This window comes from Streptomyces sp. NBC_00669 (genome assembly GCF_036226785.1).
GTDB lineage: Bacteria > Actinomycetota > Actinomycetes > Streptomycetales > Streptomycetaceae > Actinacidiphila.
In genome coordinates, this window is the sequence record NZ_CP109018.1 from 2,665,761 (window position 1) to 2,689,672 (window position 23,912).

Consider the following 23,912-nt stretch of genomic DNA (forward strand, 5'->3'; position numbering starts at 1 on the left):
CGGCCGTCAGCCGGAGTGATTTTTGCCGGTTTCCACCGGTGTGGGGTGATCATCCCCAGGGGCCCGATTCCGTACAGTGCGGTTCTGGAAACCCGCACCACCCCGTAGGAGATGGATTATGGCAACCGGAACCGTGAAGTGGTTCAACTCGGAAAAGGGCTTCGGCTTCATCGAGCAGGACGGCGGCGGCTCCGACGTCTTCGCCCACTACTCCAACATCATGGCCACCGGCTACCGGGAGCTGCTGGAGGGTCAGAAGGTGGAGTTCGACGTCACCCAAGGCAACAAGGGCCCGCAGGCGGAGAACATCCGCATGCTCGACAGCGCGGTCTGAGGACCGCCGTCCGGCTTCACCCCAGTGGCTGAGCGGAGGCCCGCACCACGCACATCGGTGCGGGCCTCCCCCCTGCCCGGGGCGCTTCGCTAGCGCAGCACGCCCGCCGTCATGCCCTCGGTCTCCGGCGGGACCGCGACCAGGCCCAGCTCGGCCGGGGTCGCCATCAGCGGATGGGCCGGCAGCACCCGGGCGGTGTAGCCGAAGGCGCCGGTCCGGTCCAGGGTGAGCGGTCCCTCGAAGGTGTAGCGGCCCGCCACGTCGGCGCGCGTCACCGGCTTGAGTGACTGCACCGCGGGCGCGGTGAGCCGGTCCGCGGCGTCCACCGGCCCGGACAGCAACTGGACGTCCACGTCGGAGGGGTCGAGGCCGCCGAGCGCGACCTGCACCCGCAGCGTGAGGGTGGAGCCCAGCTCCGCGGCGTCGTCCACCGCGCCCTCGGCGGCGACGGTCTCCACGTGGTCGACCGCGACCCGCGGCCACTCCTGGCGCACCCGCCGCTTCCACTGCGCGAGTTCTGCCGCGGCCGGGCCGCGCACGGCCCGGTGCGAGCGGGCCGCCGGGGCGTAGAGCTGCCGGACGTAGTCGCGGACCATCCGCCCGGCGAGCACCTTGGGGCCCAGCGTGCTCAGGGTGTGCCGGACCATCTGGACCCAGCGCTGCGGCAGGCCGTTCCTGCCCTGGTCGTAGAAGCGCGGGGCGACCTGCTGCTCCAGCAGGTCGTAGAGCCCGGCGGCCTCCAGTTCGTCGCGCCGGTCCTCGTCGGTGACGCCGTCGGCGGTCGGGATCGCCCAGCCGTTCTCGCCGTCGTACCACTCGTCCCACCAGCCGTCGAGGACGGACAGGTTGAGGCAGCCGTTGAGCGCGGCCTTCATCCCGGAGGTGCCGCACGCCTCCAGCGGGCGCAGCGGGTTGTTGAGCCAGACGTCGCAACCGGGGTAGAGGGTGCGGGCCATCCGCATGTCGTAGTCGGGCAGGAAGACGATGCGGTGCCTGACCCGGGGGTCGTCGGTGAACCGCACCAGCTCCTGGACCAGCCGCTTGCCGCCCTCGTCGGCGGGGTGGGCCTTGCCGGCCACCACGATCTGGATCGGCCGATCCGGGTGCAGCAGCATCGCGGCCAGCCGCTCCTTGTCGCGCAGCATCAAGGTGAGCCGCTTGTAGGAGGGCACCCGGCGGGCGAAGCCGATGGTGAGCACGTCCGGGTCCAGGACGTGGTCGGTCCAGCCCAGTTCGGCGTCGTTCGCGCCACGCTGCCGCCAGGAGGCGCGCAGCCGGCTGCGCACGTCCTCGACGAGCTGCTCGCGCAGGGTGCGGCGCAGCTCCCACACCGCGGCGTCGGGCACGTCGGCGACCGCCTCCCAGCGTTCGGCGCCGCCGATCATCAGGGCGTCCTCGGCGCGCGAGGCGCCGAACTGGCGGCTGCCGAGCCGCAGCACCTCCGGCGCCACCCAAGTGGGCGCGTGCACGCCGTTGGTGATCGAGGTGATGGGCACGTCCTCGGGGTCGAACCCGGGCCACAGCCCGGCGAACATCTGCCGGCTGACCGCGCCGTGCAGCGTGGAGACGCCGTTGGCGCGCTGGGCCAGCCGCAGGCCCATCACGGCCATGTTGAACAGGTCGGGGTCGCCGCCGGGGTAGGTCTCGCGGCCGAGTTCGAGAATCCGGCCGACGTCCACGCCGGGCAGCTCGCCGCCGTCGCCGAGGTGGCGGGCGACCAGGTCGCGGGTGAAGCGGTCGATGCCGGCCGGGACCGGGGTGTGGGTGGTGAACACGGTGCCGGCCCGCACCGCTTCCAGGGCCGCGTCGAAGTCGAGCCCCTCGTGGGACAGCTCCCTGATCCGCTCCAGGCCGAGGAAGCCGGCGTGGCCCTCGTTGGTGTGGAAGACCTCGGGCTCCAGGTGGCCGGTGATCCGGCAGTAGGCGCGGACCGCGCGGACCCCGCCGATGCCGAGCAGCATCTCCTGGAGCAGGCGGTGCTCGCTGCCGCCGCCGTAGAGCCGGTCGGTGACGTCGCGTTCGGCGGGCTGGTTGGGCTCGACGTCGGAGTCGAGCAGCAGCAGCGGCACCCGGCCGACCTGGACGGTCCAGATCCGCGCGGTCAGCGTCCGGCCGCCGGGCAGCGCGAGGGCGACCCGGGCCGGGGTGCCGTCGGCCTCGCGCAGCGGGCTGACCGGCAGCGAGTTGGGGTCGAGGACGGGGTACTGCTCCTGCTGCCAGCCCTCGCGGGACAGGCTCTGCCGGAAGTAGCCGTGCCGGTAGAGCAGGCCGACGCCGATCAGCGGCACGCCCAGGTCGCTGGCGGCCTTGAGGTGGTCTCCGGCGAGGATGCCCAGGCCGCCGCTGTACTGCGGCAGCGCCCAGGTGATGCCGAACTCGGGTGAGAAGTAGCCGACGGCGGCGGGCAGGTCGCTCTGCTCCTGGTACCAGCGGGGCCCGGCGGTGTAGTCCGCGAGGTCCTCCGCGGCGGCGGTCAGCCGGCGCAGGAAGCGGCGGTCGCCGGCGAGCGCGGCCAGCCGCTCCTTGGAGACCGAGCCGAGCAGCCGGACCGGATCGCCCTGGGCGGCCCGCCAGCCTTCGGGGTGGACGCTGCGGAACAGCTCCCTGGTCTCCTCGTGCCAGGACCAGCGTAGGTTCGCGGCCAGTTCCCCCAGCGGGCGCAGAGGTTCCGGCAGGACGGTGCGCACGGTGAATCGACGGATTGCCTTCACGCCTTCGACCGTAGCCCGGTGGGCCGGGGGGCGGGCCGGTTGTCCACGATCTCCAGGGCCAAACGCCCGAACGGAGGCTCACGGAAGCGAACGCCTGACGGGCCTGGGCGCGGGCGCGTTCGAGACCGGTCGGCGGGCACGTCCACCGCAGGCAGGGGAGGGCTGCGGTGGTACCGAGGGGGTGCGATGCTGGTGGCTGGAACGAGACGGCGTGCGAGCGGCTCACCGGCGGCGTTCGCCCACCCGCAGGCGTACGCGGGGGCGCGCAAAGGGGCGTGAAGCTCTCACACCGAGCGTGCGTAAGGGGTGCGGCCGGTCGGCGGATCGGTCACCACGAACGCGCGCACTCGCCGCGCGCTACCGAAACGGCGTCAGAGGGGGCGTTCAGTCCGGGAAGCGTGGGCAGGCTCGGACGTATGCGGCACCGCACCAGCACTGCACCGGCACCGCATCAGCACCAGCACCAGCACCGCACCGCACCGCACCGCACCGCACCGGCAGCCACCCGGGTGAACCCCTCCCGGAGGGACCCCGCAGGCGAGCCGGTTCGGCCAAGAACAGTTAAAAAGTAGCGAGGCTCCCGTCCCCGGGCAGTCCCGGATACCCCGTGCACCGAAGTCACCCGCGCGTCAGTCGAGTCCGTCCCGTACCGAGCTGTCAGGTGAGGAAATGATCGGTCGTATCCCCGTCGTCGATGTCCAGCCGAGTGTGGACTGCGGCAGAAGGCCCGCCAAAGCGGTGGTCGGTGAGCGGTTCCAGGTGACCGCCACCGTCTTCCGCGAGGGCCATGACGCGGTGGCCGCGAACGTGGTGCTGCGCGACGGCTCCGGCCGGTCCGGACCGTGGACGCCGATGCGGGAGCTGGCGCCGGGCACCGACCGGTGGGGGGCGCACATCACTCCGACGGCCGAAGGGCGCTGGACGTACACGGTCGAGGCGTGGTCGGACCCGGTGGCGACCTGGCGGCACACCGCGGGCATCAAGATCCCGGCCGGCATCGACACCGAACTGGTGCTCGCCGAGGGCGCGCACCTGTACGAAAGGGCCGCGGCCGGGGTGCCCAAGGGCGACGGCCGGCCCGCGGTGCTCGCCGCGGTGGACGTGCTGCGCGACTCCGCCCTCGCCCCGTCCGCCCGGCACGCCGCCGCGCTGGCCCCCGAGGTGGTGGCGGCGCTGGACCGCTTCCCGCTGCGCGAACTGGTCAGCGCCTCCCGGCCGATGCCGCTGCACGTCGAGCGCGAGCGCGCCCTGTTCGGGTCCTGGTACGAGTTCTTCCCGCGCTCGGAGGGCGCGACCGCCGGGCCGGACGGGCGGCTGCGCTCGGGCACCTTCCGCACCGCCGCCGAGCGGCTGCCCGCGGTGGCCGCGATGGGCTTCGACGTGGTGTACCTGCCGCCGATCCACCCGATCGGCTCCGCGTTCCGCAAGGGCCGCAACAACAGCCTGACCCCCGGGCCCGACGACGTCGGCTCGCCGTGGGCGATCGGCTCGCCCGAAGGCGGCCACGACGCGGTCCACCCGGACCTGGGCACCCTCGCCGACTTCGACCACTTCGTGGCCCGCGCCCGCGACCTGCGCCTGGAGGTCGCCCTCGACTTCGCCCTGCAGTGCTCGCCGGACCACCCCTGGGTGGAGAAGCACCCGGAGTGGTTCGCGCACCGCGCCGACGGCACCATCGCCTACGCGGAGAACCCGCCGAAGAAGTACCAGGACATCTACCCGATCGCCTTCGACCAGGACTTCGCCGGCATCGTGCGGGAGACGCTGCGGGTGCTGCGGCACTGGATGGCGCACGGCGTCCGGATCTTCCGGGTGGACAACCCGCACACCAAGCCCGTGGTCTTCTGGGAGAAGGTGATCGTCGACATCAACCGGACCGATCCCGACGTGATCTTCCTCGCCGAGGCGTTCACCCGCCCGGCGATGATGGCCACCCTCGGCAAGATCGGCTTCCAGCAGTCGTACACCTACTTCACCTGGCGCAACAGCCGCGCCGAACTCACCGACTACCTGCGGGAGCTGAGCGGGGACAGCGCGGCCCACATGCGGCCGAACTTCTTCGTGAACACCCCCGACATCCTGCACGCCTACCTGCAGAACGGCGGCCGGCCGGCCTTCGAGACCCGCGCCGTGCTCGCCGCCACCCTCTCTCCGAGCTGGGGCGTCTACGCGGGATTCGAGCTGTGCGAGGGCACCCCCGCGCACCCCGGCAGCGAGGAGTACGCCGACTCCGAGAAGTACGAACTGCGGCCGCGTGACTGGGCAAAGGCCGAGGCCGAGGGGCGCTCGCTGGCCCCGCTGCTCACCACGCTCAACCGGCTGCGCCGCCGTCACCCGGCGCTTCGGCAGCTGCGGGACATCACGTTCCACCCGGTGGACAACGAAGCCCTGCTCGCGTTCTCCAAGCGGCACGGCGACGACGTCGTACTGGTGGTCGTCAACCTGGACCCCTTCCACACCCAGGAGGCCACCGTGTCGTTGGACATGGCGGCGCTCGGGCTCTCCTGGCACGAGTCGTTCCCGGTACGCGACGAGCTATCCGGTCAGACCTACCACTGGGGCAGGGACAACTATGTGCGCCTTGAACCGGGCCGCGCGCCCGCGCACGTCCTGTCGCTGCGACCGTCTCCATCGATCGGAGGGTCACTCAGTTGATCGTCAACGAACCCGTTCCTGACACGTTCGAGGACACGCCGGCCAAGGACCGTGATCCCGAATGGTTCAAACGGGCGGTGTTCTACGAAGTCCTCGTCCGCTCGTTCCAGGACAGCAACGGCGACGGCGTCGGCGACCTGAAGGGGATCACCGCCAAACTCGACTACCTGCAATGGCTCGGCGTGGACTGCCTGTGGCTGCCGCCGTTCTTCGCCTCCCCCCTGCGGGACGGCGGATACGACGTCGCGGACTACACCGCGGTACTGCCGGAGTTCGGCGACCTCGCCGACTTCGTGGAGTTCGTGGACGCCACCCACCAGCGCGGCATGCGCGTCATCATCGACTTCGTCATGAACCACACCAGCGACCAGCACCCGTGGTTCCAGGCGTCCCGCAGCGATCCGGACGGGCCGTACGGCGACTACTACACCTGGGCGGACGACGACAAGCAGTTCTCCGACGCCCGGGTCATCTTCGTGGACACCGAGACGTCGAACTGGACCTTCGACCCGGTCCGCAAGCAGTACTACTGGCACCGCTTCTTCTCCCACCAGCCGGATCTCAACTACGAGAACCCGCAGGTGCAGGAGGAGATCCTGGCCGCCCTGAAGTTCTGGCTTGACCTGGGCATCGACGGCTTCCGGCTGGACGCCGTGCCCTACCTCTACCAGGAGGAGGGCAGCAACTGCGAGAACCTGCCGCGCACCCACAGCTTCCTGAAGAAGGTGCGCGCCGAGATCGACGCGCACTACCCGGACACCGTGCTGCTCGCCGAGGCGAACCAGTGGCCGGAGGACGTGGTCGACTACTTCGGCGACTTCCCGGCCGGCGGCGACGAGTGCCACATGGCGTTCCACTTCCCGGTGATGCCGCGGATCTTCATGGCGGTGCGCCGCGAGTCGCGCTACCCGGTCTCCGAGGTGCTCGCCAAGACCCCGGCCATCCCGGCGAACTGCCAGTGGGGCATCTTCCTGCGCAACCACGACGAGTTGACGCTGGAGATGGTCACCGACGAAGAGCGCGACTACATGTACGCGGAGTACGCCAAGGACCCGCGGATGCGCGCCAACATCGGCATCCGGCGCCGGCTGGCCCCGCTGCTGGACAACGACCGCAACCAGATCGAGCTGTTCACCGCGCTGCTGCTGTCCCTGCCCGGCTCGCCGATCCTCTACTACGGCGACGAGATCGGGATGGGCGACAACATCTGGCTCGGTGACCGCGACGGGGTGCGCACCCCCATGCAGTGGACGCCGGACCGCAACGCCGGGTTCTCCTCCTCCGACCCCGGCCGGCTCTACCTGCCGACCATCATGGACCCGGTCTACGGCTACCAGGTCACCAACGTCGAGGCGCAGATGAGCTCCCCCAGCTCGCTGCTGCACTGGACCCGGCGGATGATCGAGATCCGCAAGCAGAACCGGGCGTTCGGCGTCGGCTCCTTCACCGAACTGCCGTCGAGCAACCCGGCGGTGCTCGCCTTCCTGCGGGAGGACGGCGACGACCTGGTGCTGTGCGTGAACAACTTCTCCCGCTTCGCCCAGCCCACCGAGCTGGACCTGCGGCAGTTCGCGGGCCGCCACCCGGTGGAGCTGATCGGCGGGGTGCGCTTCCCGGCGATCGGCCAACTGCCGTACCTGCTCACCCTGGCCGGGCACGGCTTCTACTGGTTCCGGCTGCGGCGCGACCCGTCCTGACGGCGGGGGCCGGGCGGACCGGCCCCCACTGGGCCGCTCCCCCGGCTCCCCCGGCTCCCCCGGCTCCCCCGGCTCCCCCGGGCTCGACCGGCCCCTCGGCGTAACGTTCCGTCACCCGGACGGTTACGTCCGACCGCCGGGAGGTTACGTTCCCGCGCCCGAGGTGCGGGGGGCCCGCACCTTTGGGACGATCAAGCGAAACCCGCAGCAGCCCGTACGGCGGTTTCCTGTCACCCGGCCGGGGCAGGCTCCCCGTGTCGCCGGACAGCCCGAACCCGTCATCCGGGAGGCTGGCGCATCCGCCGCTCGACCCAGCGGCAGGGTGCGCGACTCCCCCGGGGAAAGGACGTCATGTCGGACAGCTCCTGGACCCGTGTCCCCGCCGTCACCGGCCGCGATCTCGTGCCGGGGCTGCTTCGCTCCCTCGACCCGCTGCTGCGCGGCTGGCTGCCGAGACAGCGCTGGTTCGCCGGCAAAGGCCTGCCGATCGGTGACTTCCGGCTGGCCGCCGCGACCGAACTGGTTCCCCCGGGTGGCCGACTCGGTCCGCTCGGCCTGCTGCACGTCCTGGTCGACGTGGAGCAGCCCGGCCGGCCGCCGGACTGCTACCAACTCCTGCTCGGCGCGCATCCGCTGCTGCCGTCCGCGCTGGTGCGCACCGCCCTCGGCCCGGCCGTCGGCGGCCCGTACGACGGGCTGACCCTCTACGACGCACCGCACGACCCCCGAATGGCCGCACTTCTGCTGGAACGGCTCAAACTGCCCGGCCGCAGCGGAGGCCTGCGCTTCACCACCGAGCCGACCGCCGAGTTCCCGCCCGGGCTGGCCCCCCGGGTGTCGACCGCGGAGCAGTCCAACACCTCCGTGGTCTACGGCGACCGCTACATCCTCAAGCTCTTCCGCCGCGTCTCGCCCGGCACCAACCCGGACCTGGAACTGTCGCTCGCGCTGGCCCGGGCCGGGTCGCGGCGGGTGGCCGAGCCGGTGGCGTGGTTCGAGGGGCTGGACGGCGACGACGGCGACAGCGCCCCGGCGCAGGGCCGGGAGCCGACCACCCTCGGGGTGCTCCAGCGCTTCCTGCCCGGCTCGTCCGACGGGTGGGCGCTCGCGCTGGCGTCGGTGGCCGAGGACGGCGACTTCCGGGCCGAGGCGGCCGCGCTCGGCCGGGCCACCGCCGAAGTGCACCAGGCGCTCGCCTCGGCCCTGCCGGTGCACCGGCTCGACGGCCGCGCGCTGGAGCGGGTCGCCGCCGCGATGACCCGGCGGCTGGAGGAGACCGCCGCCGAAGTGCCCGCGGTCCGCCCCTTCGCGGGCGCGCTCCGCTCCGCCTACGACGACCTCGCCAAGCTCGGCGCGGGCACCGGTCCCGGCGGGGTGGTGATCGCCCAGCGCATCCACGGCGACCTGCACCTCGGCCAGGCGCTGCGCGGGCCGGACGGCGAGTGGGTGCTGATCGACTTCGAGGGCGAGCCGGCCCGCCCGCTGGCCGAGCGGCGCCGCCCCGCGCCGCCGGTCCAGGACGTCGCCGGCATGCTGAGGTCCTTCGACTACGCCGCCCACCACAGCGGCAACGGCCCCTGGGCCGCCCGGCACCGCGACGCGTTCTGCGCCGGGTACGCCGGGGTCGCCGGCACCGACCCGCGCGAACAGCCCGTGCTGATACGGGCCTTCGAAACCGACAAGGCGGTGTACGAGGCCCGGTACGAGGCCCGGCACCGTCCCGCCTGGCTGCCCATCCCGCTCTCCGCCCTGGCCCGCCTGGCCGCGTCGCCGGCCCCGTCCCCCCTGTCCGCGTCCGAATCCGAGGAGTGCTCGCCGTGACCCCCGCCGCACAGCCCCCGCGCCAGCCGTCCGCCGGTGACGGCGCCCTCCCGGAAGCCGCCGCCCGCGGCTACGACGCCACCACCCCCCATCCCGCCGCCTCGGGCGGCCCGGCCCGCGGGGAACCGCGCGACAAGCCCCCCACCGGGCAGGTGCTCCGGGACGAACCGAACCGCCCCACCGGGACGGTGGCGGCCACCCCGAACGGCAACGGCGCCGCCGCCGGCAGGGGCGCCGGGGGCACCCCGGGAGATCGGGGAGCGGCCACCCCGAACCGCGAGGGCACCGCCGGCGACGGCTCCGGGCTCAGCCCTGACGAGAAGTGGCGGCTGCTCAACGGCGCCCACCACGACCCGCACGCGCTGCTGGGAGCGCACCCCGAGCCGGGGGGACTCCGGTTCCGGGCCCTGCGCCCGTTCGCCCGATCCGTCGCGGTCGTCGTGGACGGGGAACGCAGCGAACTGGCCGCGGAGGGCGACGGATTGTTCTCCGCGCTGCTCCCCCTCGCCGACGTGCCGACGCGGTACCAGCTCGCGGTGACGTACGACGCGGGCGAGCTGGTGGTCGACGACCCGTACCGGTTCCTGCCCTCGCTCGGCGAGTTGGACCTGCACCTGATCGGTGAGGGCCGGCACGAGCAGCTGTGGAAGGCGCTGGGCTCGGAGCCGATGACGCACGGCGGGGTGACCGGCACCCGTTTCGCGGTGTGGGCGCCGAACGCGCGCGGGGTGCGGCTGGCCGCGGACTTCAACTTCTGGGACGGCACCGGACTGCCGATGCGCTCGCTGGGCTCGTCGGGCGTGTGGGAGCTGTTCGTCCCGGGCATCGGCCCCGGCACCGCCTACAAGTACGAGATCACCCGCCCGGACGGCTCGCGCGGCATGAAGGCCGACCCGATGGCCCGCGCCACCGAACTCCCGCCGGCCACCGCGTCGATCGTCACGCGGTCGTCGTACGACTGGAACGACGCGGAGTGGATGGCGCACCGCGCGGACACCCCGCTGCACCGCGCCCCGCTGTCGGTGTACGAGGTGCACCTGCCCTCCTGGCGGCCGGGCCTGGACTACCGCGGCCTGGCCGAGCAGTTGCCCGCCTACGTGCAGGAACTCGGCTTCACCCACGTGGAGTTGATGCCGGTCGCCGAGCACCCCTTCGGCGGCTCGTGGGGGTACCAGGTCACCTCCTACTACGCCCCGACCTCGCGGCTGGGCTCGCCGGACGACTTCCGGTTCCTGGTGGACGCGCTGCACCGGGCCGGCATCGGCGTGATCATGGACTGGGTCCCGGCGCACTTCCCGAAGGACGAGTGGGCGCTGGCCCGGTTCGACGGGGAGCCGCTGTACGAACCGGCCGACCCGCGCCGCGCCGAGCACCCCGACTGGGGCACCCTGGAGTTCGACTTCGGCCGCACCGAGGTCCGCAACTTCCTGGTGGCCAACGCGGTGTACTGGTGCGAGGAGTTCCACATCGACGGCCTGCGGGTCGACGCGGTGGCCTCGATGCTCTACCTCGACTACTCCCGGGAGGGCGACGACTGGCTGCCCAACGTGTACGGCGGCCGGGAGAACCTGGACGCGGTGGCCTTCCTCCAGGAGATGAACGCCACCGTCTACCGGCGCTGCCCCGGCGCGGTCACCATCGCCGAGGAGTCCACCGCGTGGGACGGCGTCACCCGCCCCACCCACCAGGTCGGCCCGACCGGCTTCGGCGGCCTCGGCTTCGGCCTGAAGTGGAACATGGGCTGGATGCACGACACGCTGGAGTACATGGCGCACGAGCCGGTGCACCGCAAGTACCACCACAACGAGATGACGTTCTCGATGGTGTACGCGTACAGCGAGAACTACGTCCTGCCCATCTCGCACGACGAGGTGGTGCACGGCAAGCGGGCGCTGGTCGAGAAGATGCCCGGCGACTGGTGGCAGCGGCGGGCCGACCACCGCGCCTACCTCGGCTACATGTGGGCCCACCCGGGCAAGCAACTGCTCTTCATGGGGCAGGAGTTCGCCCAGGGCGCGGAGTGGTCGCACGAGAGCGGCCCGGACTGGTGGCTGCTGGACGAGACCTACTCCGCGGCCGGCGACCACCGCGGGGTGCGCGACCTGGTGCGCGACCTCAACGCGGTCTACACCGCGACGCCCGCGCTGTGGCAGCGCGACACCGACCCGGGCGGCTTCGAGTGGATCGACGGCGGCGCCGCGGAGGACAACACGCTGTCCTTCCTGCGCTACGACACCGCCGGGCGCCCGCTGATGTGCGTCAGCAACTTCTCCCCGGTGGTCCGCCAGGACTACCGACTCGGCTGCCCCGAAGGGGTCTGGACCGCGGTGCTCAACACCGACGAGACCCGGTACGGCGGCAGCGGCGTGCGGGTGGAGGGGCCGGTCAAGAGCGAGCCGTCGCCCTGGCACGGCCGGCGCCACAGCATCGCGGTGACCGTCCCGCCGCTCGCCACGGTCTGGCTGCGGCCGGCCATCGACTGAGCCGGCCGCGCCGCGGGTGGCCGCGCCGCGCCGGCCGCCCGCGGGTCAGACGTCGGGTCGCAGCGTGCGGCGCAGATGGGCGCGGGCGGACGGCGGCAGGCGGCGGAAGACGGCCTTCGCGGGGGAACGCAGCCGCTCGTCGGCGGCCGCCCGCATCAGCACGGCGCGCCGCAGGGAGGTCTTCTGCGGCGGGGAGACGCGCAGTTGGAGCTGGCCGCCCGGGCCGTTCCAGCCGGCCACGACCATGCGCGGCGGGGTGCCGACGATGGCGAGGCGGGCGGCGTGCCGGCCCGGGTGGCCGGCGCTGCGGGCGCTCGCGGGGAGGGTCACCCGCGGGCGGCGGCCCACGCCCAGCGACTGGACGTCCAGCCACAGTTCGTAGCGCCCGGGGTCCAGGGGGCCGCCGCCGGCGAGGGTGAGCGGGTCGATGACGGTGTCGGCGGCGAGCACGACGTGGCAGCGGCCGTCCCCGGTGTCCTCCAGCCGCGGGCGCAGGTCGTTCTCCGGGTACCAGTACAGGGTCTGCCGGGGGTCCTTGACCAGCACCTCGCCGTGCGCGTACGCGAAGGGGTCCTTGACCTCCCAGGTGTCCTGGCCGGGTATGTCGGCCAGCAGCCCGGGGTCGAGCAGGAGGCGGCCGTCGTCCTGCCGGGCGAGGGTGACCGGGCTGCCGTCGGCGTGCGCCAGCCAGACCCGCAGCGGCAGCGTGAGCCGGCCGCCGTGCCAGCGCGCGGCGCCGACCTCGACGCGCAGCCGGATGTCCTGGGAACGGCGGCCGAGTGCGACCAGCCCGTCGAGGTTGCCCTGCTCCAGCAGGTGGGCCCGCAGCCCCGCGATGCCGGGCAGTCCGGCGGCGACACCGGGCGGGAACTCCTCGCGGGCCAGGTCGCGGACGATCCGGAAGTGGCGCTCCAGTTGCTTGCCGGTGCGCTGGAGCACCCGGGGCTCGGTGACCGGACGGAGGATCTCCACCCGGTAGTTGCGGCGCAGCATGCGGTCCTGGACCTCGCCGGGCTCGGAGCGCTCCTTGACCGCGCGCACCACGTTGCGCAGGTGCCCGTAGTAGTCCTCGGGGCTGGGCGGCCGGCTGCTGTTGTTGCCGCCGTCGCCGCGCCGCTGCCAGTGGTAGACGGGGCGGTCGCCGAGGATGGAGACGGTCCTGGCCAGCGGGTAGGCGCGGGCGAGGAAGAGCTGGTCCTCCAACCGGACCCGGCCCTCGGGGAATTCGATGCCGTGTTCCAGCAGGAAGTCGCGGCGGAACATCTTGTGCGGGGTGAGCGTCTCGAAGAGTTCGGTGTCCTGGACCGAGCAGCGCTCCCGGGTGTGCCGGAAGATGTTCCCGGGCCCCTGCATCTCGCCGTGCGCCTTTCCGAACACGATGTCGGAGCCGTTGCGCACCGCGAGCGCGTGCAGCCGTTCCAGCGCGTCGGGGGCGAGTTCGTCGTCCTGGTCGACGAAGTGCACATACGCGCCCCGGGCCAGTCTGATCCCCACGTTGCGGGGTTTTCCCGGCCAGCCGGAGTTCTCCTGCTCATGCACTCTGACGTGCGGGAACTCCTCGGCCAACCGGGCCAGCCGCTGTGCCGAGTCATCGGTGGAACCGTCGTCGACGTAAATGACCTCATAGGCGTCCGGCCCGATGGTCTGCCCGGTCAGCGACGGAGCGCAACGGTCTATGTACTCTCCGGCGTTGTAAACGGGTACGACAATACTGGCCTTCAGCACGGCAATTCCCCTCCACGCACCACTTGAACGGTGCTTTGCTTGGGAGACTGCCGAACGTGGCGAAGAGTTGTACGGGACTTGACCGGCGGGTGAAGGCACTCGGACGACGGACTCGGGTGACGGGCCTCAAGTGGACGGCCCTGGCGGTCAGTACACCGATTCGGCCTCGTCCATCCGGTCCTCGGGAACGGTCTTGAGGTGGGTGATGGCGTCGGCGAGCGGCACCATCACGATCCGGGTGCCGTGCAGCGCGGTCATGTGCCCGAACGAACCGGCGTGCGCGGCCTCGACCGCGTGCCAGCCGAAGCGGGTGGCCAGCACCCGGTCGTACGGCGTGGGGACACCGCCGCGCTGGATGTGGCCGAGGATGACCGGGCGGGCCTCCTTGCCCAGCCGGGTCTCCAACTCGCGGGCGAGGGTGGTGCCGATGCCGGTGAAGCGCTCGTGGCCGAACTTGTCGATGGCGCCGACGCCGTAGTCCATGGTGTCCTTCGCCGGGTGCGCGCCCTCCGCGACGCAGACCACCGCGAACTTCTTGCCGCGGGCGAAGCGCTTCTCGACCATGTCCACCAGGTCGGCCGGGTCGAAGGGCCGCTCGGGCACGCAGATGCCGTGCGCGCCGCTGGCCATGCCCGCCTCCAGGGCGATCCAGCCCGCGTGCCGGCCCATCACCTCGACCACCATGACCCGTTGGTGCGACTCGGCGGTGGTCTGGAGCCGGTCGATCGCCTCGGAGGCGACGGTGACGGCGGTGTCGAAGCCGAAGGTGCGGTCGGTGCCGTTGATGTCGTTGTCGATGGTCTTGGGCACCCCGACCACCGGCATCCCGGCGTCGGCGAGCATCCGGGCGGCGGTCAGCGTGCCCTCGCCGCCGATCGGGATCAGCACGTCGATGCCGTAGGCGGCGCACAGTTCGTCGGCGTTGTCGGCGGCCTCGCGCAGCCGGGCGCGCTCCAGCCGGGCCGAACCGAGGATGGTGCCGCCGCGGGCCAGGATGCCGCTGACGGAGTTGAGGTCGAGTTCGCGGAACCGGCCTTCGAGCAGGCCGACGAAGCCGTCCTCGAAGCCGATCACCTCGTCCGTATGGCCGGTCAGCGCACGATGCACGACCGATCGGATGACGGCGTTGAGGCCGGGGCAGTCGCCTCCGGCGGTGAGCACTCCGATGCGCATGGGCGATATCTCCAGGAGACACGGATAGCGGTTCGCGGGTCGGGCGCGGGTCCGCACCGGCCTCGCGGGTCGGCAGAACGGGCCCCCGGCGTCACGGGGACTTCGGGATCAGCGTGCACTCCGTGATCCGCCCGACGACGAAGTCGTCCACATTGCGGACGGTCGCCGCCACGATCTCCTCCACGGCGTCCACCGTGAAGTACGCCTGGTGCGAGGTGACCAGCACCTGCGCGAAGGTCAGCAGCCGCGCCAGGGTGTCGTCGGTCATCACCTCCAGGGACTTGTCGTAGAAGAAGACGCCGGCCTCCTCCTCGTACACGTCGAGCCCGACCCCGCCGAGCCGGCCCTCGCGCAGCGTGTCCACCAGCGCCCCGGAGTCGATCAGCGCGCCGCGGCTGGTGTTGACCACGATCGCGTCGTCCTTCAGCTCGGACAGCCGCCGGGCGCCGAGCAGGTGGTGGGTGGAGGGCATCAGCGGCACGTGCAGGCTGATCAGGTCGGACTCGCGCAGCAGCCGGTCGAGTTCGACGTACTCCATCCCCATCTCCTGGCACTGCGGGCTGACCGAGATGTCCCAGCCGAGCAGCCGCATGCCGAAGCCGCGCGCGATCGAGGCGAACGCCGAGCCGATCCGCCCGGTGCCGATCACCCCGGCGGTGCGGCCGTGGAAGTCGCGGCCGAGCAGGCCGTCCAGCCGGAAGTCGAAGTCGCGGGTGCGCGAGGCGGCCCGCACGATCCGGCGGTTGAGCGCCATCGCCAGCGCCCACGCGAACTCCGCCACCGCGTACGGGGAGTAGCGCGCCACCCGGGCCACGGTCAGGCCCAGCCGCTCGGCGTGCGCGAGGTCGATGTTGTTGTAGCCGGTCGAGCGCTGGGCGATCAGCCGGGTGCCGCCACGCACCAGCGCCTCCAGCGCGGGCGCGTCCAGGACCGCGTTGACGCTGGTCGACACCGCTTCGTAGCCCGCGGCGAGCGGCAGGGTGTCGGCGGTCAGGACGGTCTCCAGGCAGCGGACCTCGTGCCGCGGCGCGAAGGCGCGCTCCAGCAGGGGCCGTTCGTCGCGCTGCACTCCGGTGGCCAGGACCTCCATGGCACCGCCCTCCCTCTTCACTCCCCCTCACTCTACGTGCACATCCGGTTCCGCCGGCCGGACCCGCCGGAGCCGCCGGGGCGCGCCCGGCCGGCTGAGCCGAACGGCCCAGCGCACCGTCCGTCCCCCGACGCGTCCCCGGTATGCCCCGCCCTGGTCGGGCATTCGCCCGGTTGGCGCGTTAGCGTCTGCTGTACGTACGCGCGATCTGCGCACGTACGCACCTACACACACCGCGCGGGCCGGGGCCGGCCCGCGGCACGGGTTCGGCAGGAACGGAGCACAGGGGTGACGCGCAGCGTCTATGTCACGGGCATCGGCCGTGGCGACGGCCGCCAGGTCGTGGAGCTCGGAATAATGGAGCTGCTGACCCGGCAGGTGGACCGGGTCGGGATCTACCGCCCGCTGGTCCATGACACCCCCGACCGGATCTTCGAACTGCTGCGCGGCCGCTACCGGCTCGCCCAGGACCCGGCGACGTTCTTCGGCATGGGATACGAGGAGGCCGCCGCGCTCCAGGCCGAACAGGGCCAGGAGGCGCTGACCGCGCGGCTGGTCGAGGGCTATCTGCGGGTCGCCCGGAGCTTCGAGACGGTGCTGATCCTCGGCTCGGACTTCGCCGCCACCAACCTGCCCGCCGAGCTGGGGGTCAACGCCCGGCTGGCGAACGAGTGCGGCGCGTCGGTGCTGCCGGTGATCGGCGGCCGCGACCAGAGCGCCGAGTCGGTGGTCGCCGAGGTCCGCAACGCCCACCACGCCTACACCAACCTCGGCTGCGACGTGATCGCGATGATCGCCAACCGGGTGGACCCGGCGCAGCTCGACGCCGCGACCGACCAGTTGCGGCGCAGCCTGGACGTACCGGTGTACGTGCTGCCCGACGAGCCGGCGCTGTCGGCGCCGACGGTCCGGCAGATCGTGGAGACGCTGGGCGCGGAGGTGCTGCTCGGCGACGACGCGGGGCTGGCCAGGGACGCGCTGGACTTCGTCTTCGGCGGTGCGATGCTGCCGACGTTCCTGCCGGCGCTGACCACGGGCTGCGTGGTGGTCACCCCGGGCGACCGCGCCGACCTGATCATAGGGTCGCTGGCAGCGCACTCGGCCGGGTCGCCGCCGATCGCGGGCGTGCTGCTGACCCTGGGCGAGAAGCCCGGCCCGGACATCCTCCAGCTCGCCGACCGGCTGGCCCCCGGCACGCCGGTGGTGGCGGTGCCGACCGGGTCGTTCCTCACCGCGACCGAGCTGTTCGGCCTGGACGGCAAGCTCGGCGCGGGCACCCCGCGCAAGGCGGAGACCGCGCTCGGCCTGTTCGAGACGCACGTGGACACCGCCGAGCTGACCGACCGGCTGTCGGTGGCCCGCTCCGCGCGGGTCACCCCGATGATGTTCGAGCACGCGCTGCTGGAGCGGGCCAGGTCCGACAAGCGGCGGATCGTGCTGCCGGAGGGCGGCGAGGAGCGCATCCTGCGGGCCGCCGAGGTGCTGCTGCGCCGGGGCGTGTGCGAGCTGACCCTGCTCGGCGAGGAGGACGTGGTCCGCAAGAAGGCCGGCGACCTCGGCATCGGCCTGGACGACCCGGCGCTGGACATCGTCGACCCGCACACCTCGCCGCTGAGGGACCGTTTCGCCGCCCTGTACGCCGAGCTCCGCGCGCACAAGGGCATCAGCTACGAGCTGGCGTACGACGTGGTCGCCGACGTGTCGTACTTCGGCACCCTGATGGTGCAGGAGGGCCTGGCCGACGGCATGGTCTCGGGCGCGGTGCACTCCACGGCCGCCACGATCCGCCCGGCCTTCGAGATCATCAAGACCCGGCCGGGCGCGGCCATCGTCTCGTCGGTGTTCTTCATGTGCCTGGCCGACCGGGTGCTGGTCTACGGCGACTGCGCGGTGAACCCGGACCCGGACGCCGAGCAGCTCGCGGACATCGCGATCCAGGCGGCGGGTACCGCGGCGCGCTTCGACGTGCAGCCGCGGGTGGCGATGCTGTCGTACTCCACCGGCACCTCCGGCTCCGGCGCCGACGTGGACAAGGTGCGGGCCGCCACCGACCTGGTCCGCGCGCAGCGGCCCGACCTGCTGGTCGAGGGCCCGATCCAGTACGACGCGGCGGTCTCCCCGGTGGTCGCCGCCACCAAGCTGCCCGGTTCCGCGGTGGCCGGCCAGGCCACGGTGCTGGTCTTCCCCGACCTCAACACCGGCAACAACACCTACAAGGCCGTGCAGCGCTCGGCCGGCGCGGTCGCGGTCGGCCCGGTCCTGCAGGGGCTGCGCAAGCCGGTGAACGACCTGTCCCGGGGCGCGCTGGTGCAGGACATCGTCAACACGGTCGCGATCACCGCGATCCAGGCCCAGGGGGACCCCCGGTGACAGCGGCGACCCGCGTACTCGTGCTCAACTCCGGCTCCTCGTCGGTGAAGTACCAGCTGCTCGACATGGCCGACCACTCCCGGCCCGCGGCCGGCGTGGTGGAGCGGATCGGCGAGGAGGGCGGCGTCGCCGACCACGCCGAGGCGCTGCGGCAGGTCGCGCGGCAGCTCGACGAGCAGGGCCTGGGCCTGGACTCGCCGGCGCTCGCCGCGGTCGGGCACCGCGTGGTGCACGGCGGCACCCGGTTCACCGAGCCGACCCTGATCACCGACGAGGTGGTCGCCGAGATCGAGAAGCTGGTGCCGCTCGCGCCGCTGCACAACCCGGCGAACATCACCGGCATCAAGGTCGCCCGCGAGCTGCGCCCCGACCTGCCGCAGGTGGCGGTCTTCGACACCGCCTTCCACGCCACCATCCCGGAGGCCGCGGCCCGCTACGCGATCGACGCGGCCACCGCCGACCGGTACGGCATCCGCCGCTACGGCTTCCACGGCACCTCGCACGCCTACGTCTCCCGGGCCACGGCCGCGCTGCTCGGCAGGGAGCCCGCCGAGGTCAACGTGATCGTGCTGCACCTGGGCAACGGTGCCTCGGCGTCGGCGGTGCGGGGCGGGGAGTGCGTGGACACCTCGATGGGCATGACGCCGCTGGAGGGCCTGGTGATGGGCACCCGCTCGGGCGACATCGACCCGGCGGTGGTCTTCCACCTGGAGCGGGTCGGCGGCCTGGGCAGCGACGAGATCGACGCCCTGCTCAACAAGCGGTCCGGCCTGCTGGGCCTGTGCGGCGACAACGACATGCGGGAGATCGGCCGCCGGATGGGCGAGGGCGACCCGGCCGCCCGGCTCGCCTTCGACGTCTACGTCCACCGGCTGCGCCGCTACGTCGGCGCGTTCACCGCGGTCCTCGGGCGGGTCGACGCGATCGCGTTCACCGCGGGCGTCGGCGAGAACTCCGCCGCGGTCCGCGCCGCCGCCCTGCGCGACCTGGAGGCCCTGGGCATCGCGCTCGACCCGGTGCACAACGCGGTCCGCGCCGGCGGCGCCCGGCTGATCTCCACCGCCGCCAGCCGGGTGGCGGTGGCGGTGGTCCCCACTGATGAGGAGTTCGAGATCGCGCGGGATACTTACCACTTGGTGAGCGGTTGAGGACTGACACCCAGATTATTCCGGAGCGGAACAAACCGATAGGATAGCGCCCATGCGCCGAGCCAAGATCGTCTGCACCCTGGGTCCCGCCGTCGACTCGTATGACCAGCTCAAGACGCTGGTCGACGCCGGTATGAACGTGGCCCGCCTCAACTTCAGCCACGGCAGCCACGCCGAGCACGAGAACCGGTACCAGCGCGTGCGCAAGGTCGCCGAGGAGACCGGCCGAGCGGTCGGCATCCTCGCCGACCTCCAGGGGCCGAAGATCCGGCTGGCCACCTTCGCCGACGGACCGGTCGAGCTGGTGGCCGGCGACGAGTTCGTCATCACCACCGAGGAGGTGCCCGGGGATCGGACGATCTGCGGCACCACCTACAAGGGCCTGCCCGGCGACGTCTCGCAGGGCGACCCGATCCTGATCAACGACGGCAACGTGGCCCTGCGGGTCATCGAGGTCGAGGGCTCCCGGGTCCGCTCGCTGGTGGTCGAGGGCGGCGTGATCTCCGACCACAAGGGCATCAACCTGCCCGGTGCCTCGGTGAACGTGCCCGCGCTGTCCGAGAAGGACATCGAGGACCTGCGGTTCGCGCTGCGGATGGGCGTCGACATGGTCGCGCTCTCCTTCGTCCGGGACGCCAAGGACGTGCGCGACGTGCACCGGGTGATGGACGAGGAGGGCCGCCGGGTCCCGGTCATCGCCAAGGTGGAGAAGCCGCAGGCGGTGGAGAACATGGAGGACGTCGTCATGGCGTTCGACGCCGTGATGGTGGCCCGTGGCGACCTCGCGGTGGAGTACCCGCTGGAGCGGGTGCCGGTGGTGCAGAAGCGGCTGATCGAGCTGTGCCGCCGCAACGCCAAGCCGGTGATCGTGGCGACCCAGATGATGGAGTCGATGATCACCAACTCCCGGCCGACCCGCGCCGAGGCGTCCGACGTGGCCAACGCGATCCTGGACGGCGCGGACGCGGTGATGCTGTCGGCGGAGTCCTCGGTCGGCAAGTACCCGATCGAGACGGTCAAGACGATGTCGCGGATCGTGGAGGCCGCCGAGGAGGAACTGCTCTGCCGCGGGCTCCAGCCGCTGGCGCCGGGCAAGAAGCCCCGCACCCAGGGTGGCGCGGTGGCCCGCGCGGCGGCCGAGCTGGCCGACTTCCTCGACGCGCGCACCCTGGTGGCGTTCACCAAGTCCGGTGACACCGCCCGCCGGCTGGCCCGCTACCGGGTGCCCGAGCCGGTGGTCGCGTTCACCACCGACCCCGCCACCCGCAACCAGCTCGCGCTGACCTGGGGCGTCGAGACGTTCGTGGTCGAGCACGTCGACAACACCGACGCGATGGTGGAGCTGGTGGACCGGGAGATGCTCAAGCTCTCGGAGTACGCCAAGGGCGACACCGTCATCATCACGGCCGGCTCCCCGCCCGGCGTGCCCGGCACCACCAACCTGGTCCGGGTGCACCACCTCGGGAACTGACGGCGCGACGACCAGCGGCCACGCACCCCTGTGGGAGGGGGTACGTGGCCGCTGCTGTTCGCCGGACCGTGGGAACGCTAGGGCTGGTCGGGCAGCACCTGCATGCCGGGCACGTGCAGGTTGCCGCCGAACTGGCCGGCGTTGATGACCGTCACGTCGGTGAAGAACAGCTCCGGCAGGGTCAGCGGCGGCGGCGCCTTCGGGGTGAAGGTGATCGGGATCAGGCCGAGCAGATTGCCGCTGAGCGACTCCGTGTAGAGCGTCGTGGTGCCGCCGGTGATCGTGGACGTGGAGCCCTTGGCGGCCTTGACCTCGGTGTGGCCCTTGCCGTTCGCGCCGACCACGAACTGGTCGAGGTCGCCGATGTCGATGCCGCTGGTGGTGAACTTCAGGACGTCCTTGATCTCACCGCTGGCCGTCTTCACCTGCACGATGCCGTCGTAACTGAGGCCGTGCAGGGTCAGGATGCTGCTCTTGAGCACCCAGGGCTGGTCCGGCAGAAGGGGGATGCCCCCTTCGGTCTTCGCGTCGTCGAGCGCCTTGGCGTCGTACGTCGGGCAGGGGTAGCCCTGCTTGCCGTCGGAGCCGGCCGTGGACGAGGGCGACGGGCTGGCCGTCGGCTTCGGGGTCGCGGTGGCGTCCTTGAGCGCCTTGGCGGCCTTCTTGGCGGCGTCCGTGGTGCTCTTGCCCGCGTCCTTGGCGGCCTTCTTGCCGCTGTCCTTCGCGCCGCCCGCATCCGAGCCGCCGCTGGGCGACGGGTCCGGCTTCGGCGCGGAGGTGGTCGGCGCCGGGGTCGGGCTCGTCGTGGTGGGCGCGGGGGTCGGGTCGGTCTTCTTGCCGCCGCCCAGCAGCCCGTTGAGCAGGTCGCCGAGGCCCAGCGGGTCCAGCGGGTTGTACGACGAGGTCGGGCTCGCCGTGGGCGTCGGGGCGGTGGTGGCCGTGGACTTGGTGTCCTTGGCCGCGCTGTCGCCCGAGGCGCTCGGACTGGCGCTCGGGGACGGCTTGTCGCCCTCCGGGCTGGCCGACGGCGAGGGCGTGCCCGAGCCGTCCTTGGCGCCGTCTTTGCCGGTCGACCCGGACTTCGCGTCCTTTCCGCTCTTGTCCGCCTTCTTGGCGTCCTTGGTGTCCTGCCCGCTCGCCGTCGGTGACGGCGTGTCGGACTGGGAGACGCAGGCGCCGGGTGCGAAGGACGGGGTCGAGGGCTCGTCGGCCTGGGCGAGGTGCGGAGTCAGGCCCATGCCCATCAGCACCGCCGTCGGCATCGCGGCGAGCGCCACCGCCTTCCCGGCGGGGACATGCAGCTTGGTCAGCAGCGACTTGCGCGGAGCCGCGTGGCGCGGCCCCGAGGTCGCCCTGACGCGTGGCCCGTCGCTCGTGGCCGGCTGAGCGTCGTCACCCAGCACGGTGCCTCCCGTTCTCCTTGGTGGTCTCTTCGTCGCCGCGGCCGCCGGCGAGCACCGGCTCCTCGGCACGTTGCGGCTCGTCGCCCCGCGCCTGCGCGGGCACGAACGGCTCGTCCGGCCGCGTGGTGTCCGGGGTGCCCTGGTCCTCGCCCGCCGGGCCCGGGTCGCCGTCGGGCAACTCGGCCTTCTCACCGGGCTCGTCGGTCGCCGGGACGCCGGGCGCCCAGGACACGGCGAGCGCGCCGCCGAGCAGCGCGAGCAGGAAGCCCATCAGGAAGCCGCCGACGTTGGACTTCGGCAGCGACACCAGGGCGAGCAGGATCGAGGCGACGCCGGAGAAGATCCGTACCGCGGGCTGGAACCACATGGTCAGGCCCAGCACGAACAGCAGGACACCGATGATCAGCGAGGCGGACCCGGTGGTGGTGGACATCCGCACGGTCAACTGGCCGAGCGTGAGGTCCGCGTACGGGAAGTACGCGATGGGCAGGCCCGCGAGGAGGGTCAGCAGTCCGGCCCAGAAGGGGCGTTGCCACCTCCAGTGGCGGAACGCCAGGCGTCCGTAGCGGAACCGGGCACTCAGTCCTGTCGACTCGGCGCTCATCGAAAACAGCTCCCTGGGACTGGCTTGGTGCGGTGGAAATACGTTCGGCGGCCGGGGCGAGCCGCGACCGGCGCGACTCGCCCGTGGCCACTCGGCGCGGCTTTCGCCAGGTCGCCTAGTAGCACTCGACTCCGGAACCGGAGCCCTTCTTCACGCTCATGCTCAGACCGGCGAGCTTGAAGGTGCCGGCACTGGTCGCCCAAGCGGTCTGATCCACGTCCGTCAGGACGGCCCGGTCGGCCTCCTGCGCGAACGAACCCGGGTCGGCCTTGTCGCCCGACGCGATCCCGGGGCCCTTGTGGCTGTCCCCCGCCGCGACACCGATGTTGATGTCGTAGAAGGTCGCATCCGCGTTGAGCTGGTTCAGGTCGATGTAGAGGTTGCTGGCCTTGACCTTCTTGCCGTGGTTTCCCGCGGTGAGCCGCAACGTCACATCGCCGACCAGCGGGACGTTCGGCAGCACCACCGACTGGCAAAGGCCGGTGATGGTGGCCGACTTGAAGGCCGACACCGCGACCGGCTGAGCCTTGCCGTCGTGCTGGACGTCGACCGCGCCGTACTGGATGAACCCGGTGCCGTTCAAGGTGTCGGCGTGCACCTTGAACTCCTGGCCCGACACGCTGAAGGACGCGGCCAGCGCCCCTTGCGCCAGTGCCACGCCTATCGCGGCCGAGGCCGCGATACTCGGCACCATGACGACGGCGAACCGCCGCCATCTGGTACCGCCACGAACGAGCGACTCCATACTTCCTCCTTCTCGGACGTACATCTCCGGCCGGATCGTTCAGGCCCGGCCCGGGATGGGAGAAGTGCTACGTCCTCGGAAAGGAGAGCGCCGGTGGTCGATGAGCCGTCCCTCCCAGGGGAGTACGGACGGCGGTGTCCGAACGCCGGCGATCACCCCCGAGCGACAACCACTGGCCACGCTCTCGCGCAACCTTGCGGGACAGGCTCCATCCGGTTCCATCCGTGGACGGAGACCCCCCTGTCCCGGGGCGGCGGCGATCACCGCACACCCCGCCCGGCGGGGACCCGTTACCCGTCGTACCGACTGGCGGCCGGACGCACGGTTACGGGACCGAGCTTGGCCGATCGTGGTCCATTCGGAGCCGGTGCACAAGGGGGTTCGTTACCAGCGAGTAACGGCAGAGCGTCACCAACATGATCGCCAGGGCGCTTTATATGACGCTGTGTGACCGAATTCGGGAGGAGCGAATCCGGCATCAC

15 protein-coding genes are annotated in these 23,912 nt (G+C 72.1%); 8 read left to right on the forward strand and 7 right to left on the reverse strand.

What is annotated here, in order from left to right:
• Positions 1 to 118 precede the first annotated feature (118 nt).
• Positions 119 to 334, forward strand: coding sequence for a cold-shock protein (locus OG896_RS10620; protein WP_328469713.1), 216 nt, complete (start codon positions 119 to 121; stop codon positions 332 to 334).
• Between the two features lie 89 nt (positions 335 to 423).
• Here OG896_RS10620 and glgP read toward each other — a convergent pair whose 3' ends face one another.
• On the reverse strand, positions 424 to 3,045 hold the full coding sequence (gene glgP / locus OG896_RS10625; protein ID WP_329364456.1) for an alpha-glucan family phosphorylase: 2,622 nt from the start codon (positions 3,043 to 3,045) through the stop codon (positions 424 to 426).
• 669 nt (positions 3,046 to 3,714) lie between these two features.
• Between glgP and OG896_RS10630 the strand changes: the two genes are divergently transcribed.
• From OG896_RS10630 to glgB, 4 genes are all read left to right on the forward strand, one after another.
• Positions 3,715 to 5,700: an alpha-1,4-glucan--maltose-1-phosphate maltosyltransferase gene (locus OG896_RS10630; protein WP_329364457.1), complete on the forward strand. Its 1,986-nt coding sequence runs from the start codon at positions 3,715 to 3,717 to the stop codon at positions 5,698 to 5,700.
• Positions 5,697 to 7,397 carry a maltose alpha-D-glucosyltransferase gene (gene treS, locus OG896_RS10635; RefSeq protein WP_328469707.1) on the forward strand — a complete coding sequence of 567 codons (1,701 nt, stop codon included), beginning with the start codon at positions 5,697 to 5,699 and terminating at the stop codon, positions 7,395 to 7,397. The genes OG896_RS10630 and treS overlap by 4 nt, the downstream gene beginning before the upstream one ends.
• Positions 7,398 to 7,748: 351 nt before the next feature.
• A complete protein-coding gene (locus OG896_RS10640) occupies positions 7,749 to 9,218 on the forward strand; it encodes a maltokinase N-terminal cap-like domain-containing protein (RefSeq protein WP_329364460.1) in 1,470 nt (489 codons plus the stop codon).
• Complete coding sequence (gene glgB, locus OG896_RS10645; RefSeq protein ID WP_329364462.1) at positions 9,215 to 11,701, forward strand: 1,4-alpha-glucan branching enzyme; 2,487 nt, start codon at positions 9,215 to 9,217, stop codon at positions 11,699 to 11,701. The genes OG896_RS10640 and glgB overlap by 4 nt, the downstream gene beginning before the upstream one ends.
• A 45-nt stretch (positions 11,702 to 11,746) precedes the next feature.
• Here glgB and OG896_RS10650 read toward each other — a convergent pair whose 3' ends face one another.
• The 3 genes from OG896_RS10650 to OG896_RS10660 form a co-directional block, all read right to left on the reverse strand.
• Complete coding sequence (locus tag OG896_RS10650; protein WP_329364463.1) at positions 11,747 to 13,426, reverse strand: glycosyltransferase; 1,680 nt, start codon at positions 13,424 to 13,426, stop codon at positions 11,747 to 11,749.
• Positions 13,427 to 13,573: 147 nt separating this feature from the next.
• The gene (locus OG896_RS10655; protein WP_329364464.1) at positions 13,574 to 14,599 is read right to left on the reverse strand and encodes an ATP-dependent 6-phosphofructokinase; all 1,026 of its coding nucleotides are present in this window, start codon (positions 14,597 to 14,599) and stop codon (positions 13,574 to 13,576) included.
• A gap of 91 nt (positions 14,600 to 14,690) precedes the next feature.
• Positions 14,691 to 15,689: a 2-hydroxyacid dehydrogenase gene (locus OG896_RS10660; protein WP_328469697.1), complete on the reverse strand. Its 999-nt coding sequence runs from the start codon at positions 15,687 to 15,689 to the stop codon at positions 14,691 to 14,693.
• A gap of 288 nt (positions 15,690 to 15,977) precedes the next feature.
• Here OG896_RS10660 and pta point away from each other — a divergent pair, with 288 nt between their 5' ends.
• The 3 genes from pta to pyk are packed head-to-tail and all read left to right on the forward strand — an operon-like array spanning position 15,978 to position 20,678.
• A complete protein-coding gene (gene pta / locus OG896_RS10665; protein ID WP_329364465.1) occupies positions 15,978 to 18,059 on the forward strand; it encodes a phosphate acetyltransferase in 2,082 nt (693 codons plus the stop codon).
• Positions 18,056 to 19,207: an acetate kinase gene (locus OG896_RS10670; protein WP_329364467.1), complete on the forward strand. Its 1,152-nt coding sequence runs from the start codon at positions 18,056 to 18,058 to the stop codon at positions 19,205 to 19,207. The genes pta and OG896_RS10670 overlap by 4 nt, the downstream gene beginning before the upstream one ends.
• Positions 19,208 to 19,259: 52 nt before the next feature.
• Positions 19,260 to 20,678, forward strand: a complete 1,419-nt coding sequence (pyk, locus tag OG896_RS10675) for a pyruvate kinase (RefSeq protein ID WP_328469691.1) — start codon at positions 19,260 to 19,262, stop codon at positions 20,676 to 20,678.
• A gap of 77 nt (positions 20,679 to 20,755) precedes the next feature.
• Here pyk and OG896_RS10680 read toward each other — a convergent pair whose 3' ends face one another.
• The 3 genes from OG896_RS10680 to OG896_RS10690 all read right to left on the reverse strand — a co-directional run bounded on the left by OG896_RS10680 (position 20,756) and on the right by OG896_RS10690 (position 23,430).
• On the reverse strand, positions 20,756 to 22,081 hold the full coding sequence (locus OG896_RS10680) for a hypothetical protein (protein WP_329364469.1): 1,326 nt from the start codon (positions 22,079 to 22,081) through the stop codon (positions 20,756 to 20,758).
• The gene (locus tag OG896_RS10685; protein ID WP_329364471.1) at positions 22,071 to 22,685 is read right to left on the reverse strand and encodes a DUF6114 domain-containing protein; all 615 of its coding nucleotides are present in this window, start codon (positions 22,683 to 22,685) and stop codon (positions 22,071 to 22,073) included. The genes OG896_RS10680 and OG896_RS10685 overlap by 11 nt, the downstream gene beginning before the upstream one ends.
• A gap of 115 nt (positions 22,686 to 22,800) precedes the next feature.
• Positions 22,801 to 23,430: a DUF6230 family protein gene (locus OG896_RS10690; protein WP_329364474.1), complete on the reverse strand. Its 630-nt coding sequence runs from the start codon at positions 23,428 to 23,430 to the stop codon at positions 22,801 to 22,803.
• Between the last annotated feature and the right edge of the window lie 482 nt (positions 23,431 to 23,912).